5 protein-coding genes and 1 pseudogene are annotated in these 7,712 nt (G+C 70.6%); 2 read left to right on the forward strand and 4 right to left on the reverse strand.

The features are described from left to right. Positions 1 to 21: 21 nt before the first annotated feature. From ACFWX1_RS22870 to ACFWX1_RS22885, 4 genes and pseudogenes are all read right to left on the reverse strand, one after another. Positions 22 to 216, reverse strand: coding sequence for a BBE domain-containing protein (locus tag ACFWX1_RS22870; RefSeq protein ID WP_378390376.1), 195 nt, complete (start codon positions 214 to 216; stop codon positions 22 to 24). A 94-nt stretch (positions 217 to 310) separates the two neighbouring features. After that, positions 311 to 469: pseudogene (locus ACFWX1_RS22875) on the reverse strand (FAD-binding protein); the annotation flags it as partial. A gap of 229 nt (positions 470 to 698) precedes the next feature. Further along, positions 699 to 1,934, reverse strand: coding sequence for a hypothetical protein (locus tag ACFWX1_RS22880; protein ID WP_378390378.1), 1,236 nt, complete (start codon positions 1,932 to 1,934; stop codon positions 699 to 701). A 225-nt stretch (positions 1,935 to 2,159) separates the two neighbouring features. Beyond that, positions 2,160 to 5,153: a BTAD domain-containing putative transcriptional regulator gene (locus tag ACFWX1_RS22885; RefSeq protein ID WP_378390380.1), complete on the reverse strand. Its 2,994-nt coding sequence runs from the start codon at positions 5,151 to 5,153 to the stop codon at positions 2,160 to 2,162. A 121-nt stretch (positions 5,154 to 5,274) separates the two neighbouring features. Between ACFWX1_RS22885 and ACFWX1_RS22890 the strand changes: the two genes are divergently transcribed. After that, complete coding sequence (locus tag ACFWX1_RS22890) at positions 5,275 to 5,934, forward strand: hypothetical protein (protein WP_378390382.1); 660 nt, start codon at positions 5,275 to 5,277, stop codon at positions 5,932 to 5,934. Between the two features lie 58 nt (positions 5,935 to 5,992). Continuing rightward, on the forward strand, positions 5,993 to 7,546 hold the full coding sequence (locus tag ACFWX1_RS22895) for an alkaline phosphatase D family protein (RefSeq protein ID WP_378390384.1): 1,554 nt from the start codon (positions 5,993 to 5,995) through the stop codon (positions 7,544 to 7,546). Positions 7,547 to 7,712 lie beyond the last annotated feature (166 nt).

Raw genomic sequence — 7,712 nt, forward strand, 5'->3', positions numbered from 1 at the left:
CGGATTTAGTGCCGCGATTGTTCAAGGATGTGAATTCGCTGGTCGGATGTTGGCGTTGTGGTGGAAGACGTTGTCCGGGGCGTAGCGTGCCTTGATCCGGGACAGCCGGTCGTACTTCGCCTTCCCGTACGCGGCGATGCCGACCACGAATCCCGGGGTGCGATTGCCGCCGAACGCGGTCGCGTCCGCGGCCTTCGCCGTGTGCGCGTCCTGCAAGGGGGAAGATCGGCACGAGCGAAAGCGGCGAGGATTTGCCGGCAGGTACGTGACGAGGGTGTCGAGCACCGGTGTCGCTGACCGTGCCACCGGGGACGGCGAGTCCGTGCCGCTGGGTCGCGGCGTCGAGTTCGGCCCAGGACGTGCCGCCGGCACGGTGTGCGGTCCTGGCCGCCGGGTCGACCGTGATCGCCCGCAGCGCGGACAGGTCGATGAGCAGGGCGTCGTGGCTGTCGTCGGCCGCCGTGAGCACTTCGCCGCTGAGCCGTTGTCGCAGGACAGTCAGGTCGTTGGTTCTCGTCGATTGTCGTCATCACGGGGCCGGGTGCCCGAAAGGGCGAAGGCCCGGTGCAGGGGGTCCACCGGGCCTTCGCGTCAACGGCGGGGCGAGCCCGCCGTAGTGGTAGTAAACGATACGCCGCTCAAGATCTGCTGGAGGAATTCCGGCTCACTCGTTATCCGGGCGTTTACCTTTCGCGGTGTCAGGCGCACTTCGGCGCGACCGGGCTGTCCGAGCCGGTCTGCAGATAGGTGTCGGAAACATAGTGGCCGGGGCCGATCCGGTCCCAGATGTTGCTGGTGCCGAATTTGCCGGTGACCGTGTCCCCTTCGACGTAGCACTCGATGGTCACCTTGGCGTGGTTCGCCGCGAGTCCCTTGACCGCGGCCGAGGTGCTGGCGCTCGCGCGCACGTTCATCGGGTCGCCGGCGGTGGTGACGACGCCGGTCGGGCCGGAGCCGGTCCACAGGTAGGTCACGTTCACCCAGCCGTTGTCGGACATCTTGAGCCCGTCCCAGAAGACGCCGTCGGCGAGGTCGATGCCCGCCGGGTTCTGCACCTTGTAGCCGAGCCCGCTCTTGCCGCCGTTGTAGTTGTCCTGGTACGCGGCCTGCGCCTCGGGCTTGCCCTGCGGCAGGTCCTTGAACTTCTGGCGCGTCGAGGACGGGTTCCAGTAGTCGTCCTGCTCGTTCCACGGGCCGACCTCCCACACCGGCGCGTACTCGCAGCGGCTGTTGTCGGTGCGGCAGACGCGGGCGGTGTAGTTGCCGGTTCCCTTGGGGGACAACGACCTTCCGGACGGGAACGACACGAAGTGGTCGCGCGAGGTGATGACGTGGCCGTTGGCGGTGGTGCCGCCCACGAGGCCTTCGCGGGTGCCGTAGACCTTGTACGTCAACGGGGTTCCCGCCGCGACGGCGTTCGCCTGGGGCGCGTTGTCGGCGCTGAGCCGGACGTCGCGGACGGCGGGACGGACGCCGTCGGTGGTGCTGGACAACGAGATCCGCACCTGCACCGAGCCGACCGGCTGGGCGAACGTCGCGGCCCCCTGGTCCGCGGGTGTCCACTCCGTCCAGTCGTTCGCGCCGGTGCGGCCCCGGACGTCGACCTCGACGGCGGTCCCGGTGGGGGTGTCCGCGGCGACCTGCGCGGTGACGCGGTTCGCCGGGCCGCCCAGCGGGTGTTCGGCCAGCAGCAGCTTCCCCTCGCTGCCCGAGGTCACCGCCGCGGTTCTGTGCCAGGCGGCGTTGTCCAGCGTCAGCACTCCGCCGTCGGCCCGCACGTTGACGTCGTCGTTGTCCACAGTGGACAAATCGGCCCGCCAGGTCCCGGACGGCGCCGCCGGCCCGGCGGTGGCCGGGGTCGAGGCCAGTGCCGTGACGGCCCCGGCGGCCAGTACCGCCGCGGTGACCCGGCGGAGCATCGCGTTCCGGACCATGTCCGGTCTCCCTTCACCCACACGAATGAGAACGGGGTGAAGCTTGCGCACGCCGCGTACACGATCTATACAACTCGGCTCCGGCGCCTATACGTGATCAGAGACGACACTCACGTGATCGAAGAGCGATCTCGCGTGATCAGACGGAGAACTCGCGTGATCCGGCGAGATCTCCGCCCAATCACGCGAGTTACGCCTCTGATCACGCGAGATCTCCGGAAGGGGTCAGGCGGAGGCGATGCGGCGGGGGCCTCGGGGCTCCTCGGGGGACGGGGGATCGGGGTCGCGGAGGCGGTCGGCGAGGGCGGATTCCTGCGGCCGCGCGGAGAGTTCCCGCCAGATCGCCAGCGCGCGTTCGGAGTAGGTCCGCGAACGTTCCGGCTGGGCGAGTGCCTCGTGCAGTTCGCCGAGCAACTGCGACACCTCGGCCTCGGAGCGGCGGTCGCCGTTGCGCCGGTGCACGCTCAGCGAGTTCATCAGCAACAGCTGCGCGTGCGCGAAATCCCCGCTGTACAAGTAGAGTTCGCCGAGATTCTGGTTGGCGTAGCCGACGCAGTGGTCGTCGCCGAGTTCGGAGAAGATCGCGATCGCGCGGTCGACGTGCTCGCGCGCGTCCGCCAGATTGCCCTTGTGCTGGTACATCAGCGCGAGCCGCTTCAGCCCGTGGGCCTCGCGATGCCGGTCGCCGATGGCGATGGACAGCTCGAGCCCGTCGCGGATCCAGCGTTCGGCCGCGGCGAAGCAGCGGCGTGCCATCCACACCGCGCCCGTCGCGATCCTGGCGACGGCCTCGCCGTGCCGGTCTTCGGCCTCGGCGAACAGCTTCAGCGCCTCGTGGCAATGCGCCAGCGCGGTCTCGTTGTCGCCGTGGATCCGCACGATCGCGGCGAGCCCGGCCAGCGCGATCCCGGCGCCCTGCGCGTCCCCGATCCGTTCGTACAACGCCTTCGACTGCTCGAACGCCACCTGCGATTCCGCGTACCGGTCCTGGTAGAGGAAGATCTGCCCGAGATTGCGCTGGATGATCGCCTCACCGTGCGCGGCCCCCGCGCGTCGCGCCGCCTCCAGCGCGACGGCGTGGGTGGACAGCCAATCGTCCTGATGTCCGCGCAGGTCGAAATACGGCGTCATCGCCGCGGTCAGCCGCCACGCCAGGTCGTCGCAACCGGTTTCCGCGGCCAGCGTCACGGCCGCGACGACGGTGTGCCGTTCCGCGGCGAACCACGCGGCGGGGTCGGCCAGCAGGCTCTCGGTCCCCGGCGGCAGCGGCGGATGCCCGGCCGCGTCGTCGCGATACTGGCCGAAGAAGTGGATCGGCATCCGCGCCGCGGCTTCGACGGCGAGCGCGAGGTAGCCCTCCAGCACGCGTCTGGCGGCGGTTCTCGATCTTCGCGCGTCGTCCTGCTCGGCGAGTTCGACGGCGTAGCAGCGCAGGAGATCGTGCAGCCGGTACCGCGGCTGGCCGGTGGCGTCGGAGCCGACGAGATCGACGAGATGCGCGTCGACGAGCACGTCGAGGACGTCGTCGGCCTCGGGCCTGCCGAGCAGCGCGGCGACCACCCACGCCGGGAACTGCACCGCGCCCAGCCCGCCGAGCCCGCGGAACGCCGTCGCCGCCGACATCGGCAGCAGGTCGTAGGACAGCGTCACGCTCGCGCGGACGGCGAGGTCGCCGACCCGCAGTTCGTCCAGCCGCCGGTGTTCGTCGTGCAACCGGTCGGCGAGCACCCGCAGCGTCCAGCCGGGCCGATGCGTGAGCTTCGCCCCGGCCACCCGGATCGCGAGCGGCAGATGCCCGCACTGCCGCAGGATCATCGCCGCGCTCTCCGGTTCCGCCGCGACCCGCCGGCTGCCGACGATGCCCTCCAGCAGCCGCGCGGCCTCGGGTTCGGGCAGCAGCTCGACGTCGACGGGCGTGGCGCCCGCCAGATCCGGCAGCTTGACGCGGCTGGTGACCAGCACCGCGCACGCCCCGCTGCCCGGCAGCAGCGGACGCACCTGCGCGGCACTGCCCGCGTCGTCGAGCACGACGCACATCCGCCGCCCGGCGAGCCGCGAGCGCAGCAGCGCGGCCCGCTCCGACAGCTCGCGCGGCAGCCCGGCGTCCGGAATTCCCAGTGTCCGCAGCAGTTCCGCGAGAACGCCCATCGGCGCGCGTGGCGCGGACGACGTCCCCGCCAGATCGACGTGCAACTGCCCGTCGGAAAACACCTCGCGCACGGCGTGCGCCACGCGGACGGCGATCGCGGACTTGCCCACGCCCGGTGCCCCGGACAGCACGACCACGGTGGGGCTGCCCCGGCCCGCGCGTTCGCGCAGCAGCGCGACGACGTCGCTCACGATGTCGTCGCGGCCGGTGAAGTCCGGCAGGTCCAGCGGCAGCTGGCAGACCGGGGTGAAGGGAGCCTCGGGCATCACCGGGGCGTCCCGGGCGGGGACCAGCGTGGCGCGCAGTTCGCGCAGCCGGGCGCCGGGTTTCGCGCCCAGTTCCTCGCCGAGGACGTGCTCGGCGGCTTCGTACGCCTCGATCGCTTCGGCGGTCCGGTCGGCGGCGCGCAACGCCGCGATCAGCTGAGCCCAGAGCTCTTCGCGCAGCGGATGCTCCGTGACCAGCCCGCGGAGTTCGGCGACGGCCTCGTCGCAGCGGCCGACGTCGATCCGGGCCTTGAGCCGCTGCTCCTGGACCGACAGCCGTAATTCACCCAGACGGGCGACAGTCGCACCCCAGCTGTGATCGTGGGGAAGGCCTTCCAGGATCTCGCCGCGCCACAGCGACTCGGCCTGGTCGAGAAGACCGAGCGCGGCCTCGGGTTCGCCGCGTTCGAGCACGCTGCGTGCGTTCATGGCCAATTCGGTGAACAGGGCGTGATCGAGTTCGTCCGGTCCGGCGGTCAGCAGGTAGCCCGACGCGCGGCTGCTGATGCGATCGGCCAGCTCGGGCGCGCAGTCGGCGAGCCGCCGCCGCAGCGAGTGCACGTACGTGCGGATGTTCGCCGCCGCCGAGCGTGGCGCCGTTTCCGGCCACAGCACCTCGACCAGCACTTCCGTGGACACCACGACATTGGGCTGCAGGGCCAGCGCGGCCATGAGCAGCCGTGGTTTCGGCCCGCCGAGCGGGAGCACCTGGCCGTTCACCGTCACCTCGAGCGGGCCGAGGATCCGGAAGCGGACAGCCGCGTTCCCGGCGGGAGATGCCGCCCCAGTCGGCAAGTTCCCCATGGCCCGGATGCTATGGGCGTTCTGGGTGATTCGCTAGATCCATTCGGTGGTCCCCGCGCGCGTGCGCGCGGGGACCGGCGATTTGTACGAGTCGTGTACGCCCGCTTGCCACGCTCGCGCCATGGTGCGTTCGAAGTTCCGGCGATGGGCCGGTTTCGGGATCGTCCTGGCCACGGCGGGCGCGCTGACGCTGGCCGGCGCGCTCCCCGCCTCGGCGGCGGTGTCCGGGACGGTGACCACGGCGGGTGATCCGCTCAACGTCCGTCGCGCGGCGAACACCGCGGCGACTTCGGTACGGACCGTGGCCAACGGCGCTACGGTGAGTATCGACTGTCAGGCCACCGGCACGAAGGTGACGGGCCCGCTCGGGACGTCGACGCTGTGGGACTACGTGCCCGCGCTCGGCGGGTACATCTCCGACGCCTATGTCAAGACCGGCGCCGACACCCGCGTCGCCCCCGACTGCGGCGTCGGCAGTGGCAGTGCCCAGTGTTCGACAGGGACCTGCGCGGGGGAGGGCCAGTTCCGGTCCTCGGACGCGCACTTCCTGGTGTACGACGGCGAAGCGGACGGCAAGTCGGCCGTGGTCGCCTACTGGCTCAAGGGCGGCGCCGGCCCGTTCTACGTGTGGAACTCCGGCGGCAACGGCACGGTCGTCGACAAGGCCGTTTCCGTGCCCAAGGGCGGCTGGGTCTACTACAAGGTCTGCGTCGGTCATTACGCGGCCACGAATCCCACGCTCGAAGCGTGCAGCGACGGCCTCACCGACTTCGCCGCGTAAGCGCTTTCTCCGCCACCGAAGTCCCCACCACCGAATGTTCCCACGAAGGGGTTTTGCCATGGGCCGAGTGAACCGGCGATCGGTGCTGCTGGGCGGGCTGGCCGCGGCGGGCGCCGTCGCGCTGCCCGCGTCGCTGCCGTCGTGGGCCAGTGCCCGCACCGCCGCGGCGGCACCGCCGATCCACGACCCGTTCCAGCTGGGCGTCGCCTCGGGCGACCCGCTGCCCGACAGCGTCGTGCTGTGGACCCGCCTCGCCCCCGCGCCGCTGAACGCCGACGGCTACGGCGGAATGCCCGACGCGTCGTACGCCGTCGACTGGGAGATCGCCAAGGACGAGGCGTTCACGGCGGTGGTGCAGCGCGGCACGGTGACGGCGGCGCGGGCGTCGGCGCACAGCGTGCACGTCGAACCGGCGGGCCTGGAGCCCGCACGCGAATACTTTTACCGCTTCAAGACGTCCGGCTACCTCTCGCCGGTCGGCCGCACGCGCACGGCGCCCGCCACCGGGGCCGCGGTCAACCAGCTGCGGTACTGCTTCACCTCGTGCCAGCATTGGGAGGAGGGCTGGTACCACGCGTACAAGGGCGTCGTCGCCGACAATCCCGACCTGGTGTTGTTCCTCGGCGACTACATCTACGAGAAGAAGTCCGGCCGCGCCAAGGCGGAACTCAACCCGCGTCGCCTCGCTGTCCCGGACGACGCCGACACGCTCGCGCTCTACCGGGCCCGGCACGGGCAGCACAAGACCGACGCCGATCTCCAGGCCGCGCACGCGCTCGCCCCGTGGCTGGTCGTGTTCGACGACCACGAGGTGATGAACAACTGGAACGGCACCACCAGTCCCGCGCCCGCGGCGCGCAAGGCGGCCGGGTTCCAGGCGTTCTACGAGCACATGCCGATCCGGGCCACGGCCAAGCCGAACGGCGCGTCGATCCAGCTGTACCGCCAGTTCCTGTGGGGCAATCTGGCGCGCTTCCACATGATGGATACGCGGCAGTACCGCAGCGCGCAGGTTTCCGGCACGGCGTGCGGTCCCTACCGCGACCCGGCGCGCACGATCACCGGCTCGGCACAGGAACAGTGGCTGCTCAAGGCGTTCGAGACGCATCCGGCGACCTGGGATTTCCTTGGCCAGCAAGTGTTCTTCGCCCAACGCGACGGCGATGGCAAGAAGGACACCTGTGAGAGCCCGGATTCCTGGGACGGCTACCAGGCCTCCCGTGACCGCATCACGCAGGGCTGGATCGACCGCAAGGTACCGAACCCGATCGTGCTCACCGGGGACGTCCACCGGCACTGGGCCGCGGACCTGCGCAAGGACTACTACGACCACAGCGATCCGATCGTCGGCTCGGAGCTGGTGACCACTTCGGTCACGAGCAACAGCGACACCGCGACCCCGCCCAGCTCGGCGTGGCTGGCGAACAACCCGCACATCAAGTACTGCCAGGGAAAACGCGGCTACGTCCGGGTGGACGCCACCGCCGCGCAACTGCGGGCCGACTTCGTCGTCGTCTCCGACACGACCGAGCACGACCCCGCGAAGATCACCATCAAGCCGGACGTCAGCTTCGCCGTACAGGCGGGCAAACCGGGTTTGCAGAAGGTGTGACGCGGGTTACAGGACGGAACTCGGGCGCCTCGTCCGCTGTCTGAGTTCCGGATCCTCGAGGCTGTTTCACCGTGGGTGGAACACCGGGAGGGGGGGGGGGGGGGCGCGGGGGGGGGGCGGGGGGGGCCGCCCGCGGGGGACGCAGCGAGGTAGATTGCGACTCTAT

Origin of the sequence: Amycolatopsis sp. NPDC059021 (assembly GCF_042739895.1) — a bacterium.
Taxonomy (GTDB): domain Bacteria; phylum Actinomycetota; class Actinomycetes; order Mycobacteriales; family Pseudonocardiaceae; genus Amycolatopsis.

Coding starts and splice junctions, on each gene's coding strand:
- ACFWX1_RS22890 (WP_378390382.1), top strand. CDS start 5,275: ATGGTGCGTTCGAAGTTCCGGCGATGGGCCGGTTTCGGGATCGTCCTG.
- ACFWX1_RS22880 (WP_378390378.1), bottom strand. CDS start 1,934: ATGGTCCGGAACGCGATGCTCCGCCGGGTCACCGCGGCGGTACTGGCC.
- ACFWX1_RS22895 (WP_378390384.1), top strand. CDS start 5,993: ATGGGCCGAGTGAACCGGCGATCGGTGCTGCTGGGCGGGCTGGCCGCG.
- ACFWX1_RS22885 (WP_378390380.1), bottom strand. CDS start 5,153: ATGGGGAACTTGCCGACTGGGGCGGCATCTCCCGCCGGGAACGCGGCT.